This window comes from Frankia tisae, assembly GCF_025403405.1.
GTDB classification, from domain to species: Bacteria; Actinomycetota; Actinomycetes; order Frankiales; family Frankiaceae; genus Frankia; species Frankia tisai.
This window is the reverse complement of the sequence record NZ_JANEZT010000719.1, coordinates 1-1048: the sequence shown is the minus strand read 5'-3', so window position 1 is coordinate 1048 and position 1048 is coordinate 1. Positions and strand designations below refer to the sequence as shown.

2 protein-coding genes are annotated in these 1048 nt (G+C 59.4%); one reads left to right on the top strand and one right to left on the bottom strand.

Annotated elements, in window-relative coordinates; all coding sequences use genetic code 11:
* Positions 1 to 24: 24 nt before the first annotated feature.
* Positions 25 to 822, bottom strand: a complete 798-nt coding sequence (locus NBZ85_RS31315) for an ABC transporter substrate-binding protein (RefSeq protein ID WP_261563445.1) — start codon at positions 820 to 822, stop codon at positions 25 to 27.
* 59 nt (positions 823 to 881) lie between these two features.
* Between NBZ85_RS31315 and NBZ85_RS31310 the strand changes: the two genes are divergently transcribed.
* Positions 882 to 1048, top strand: a 167-nt coding sequence (locus tag NBZ85_RS31310) for a helix-turn-helix domain-containing protein (protein WP_261562771.1), incomplete at its 3' end; no start/stop codon positions are given.

Sequence of the window (1048 nt, the reverse complement as noted above, 5' to 3'; positions counted from 1 at the left end):
CTCGGAAGTTGCTCTGTGGAAGGACTACTTCCTACCGAGGCCCCGCGTTTCCCTGCCTACCCCCCTCCGCCCGTCACAGATAGTGATCGAACGCGGAGTGTGACGGCCCGTTGCAGGGAAAGGCTCAGTGTCGACCAACTTCTGACGGTCGATTCCGATCAACATCGCCTTCCGCACATTGATGTCGTCCAGATACGGCGCGTTAGCGTGTACGGCCAGCTGATAAGTCACCTGGTCAGGATACGACTGACTGATCACTTGGAAACCGCGCTTCTTGGCGCTCGCCTCCGCGCTCGGGTCTATATAATGCAGCAGATCCGCCTGTCCGGACTCCAGCGTTCCTTCGCGCACGCTGCCTTCCTGAACAGGGATGATCGTGATGGAGTTCAGATACGCTTCACCCTGATTCGACACTCCTGTGGGGGCCCAGGCGTAGCCCGACCGCTTTACCAGGTTCGTCTCCGTCTGACTTGACGACTGTATTACAAAAGGACCGCTTCCGATCAGGTTCGGGCCTTTTCCTTGCTCCGCGTAGCTCAGGTCGAAGTACCGGTCAGAAACGAGTCCCTCGGTGAGAAATCCCAGCTGACTGAGGAAGTATGGATACGGTTTGGCGAGCTTTACCATCACGGTCTGGGCCGAGTCGTCGGCCGAAACAGATGTCACCGCCGGAAGGTTCGAGTCTCGCACGTTCCCCTCGCTGTCCCCGAAGGCCCGAAACTCCAGGTTACGCTTGACGTTCTGGGCGTCGAGCTTCGTCCCGTCGCTGTATGTCACGCCGCTCCGGATCAGAAAGGAGTACGTGAGACCAGGCGGGGTCAAATGGTCGTAGCGACGCCTCGATAGGATGATCGTGTTGGCGTCGAGGGGCTGGATGGTGGATGGGTCGGCGGGAGCAGTTGACGATCGAGGAGCGGGAGGTTATTTCCCGCGAGTTGGGCAAGAATCGTTCGGCGCGGTTCATCGCGAAGGCGCTCGGCAGGCATCACTCGGTGATTTCGAGGGAGATCGAGCGTAACGGCGGCGAGAATGTGTACCGGGCGGTGGA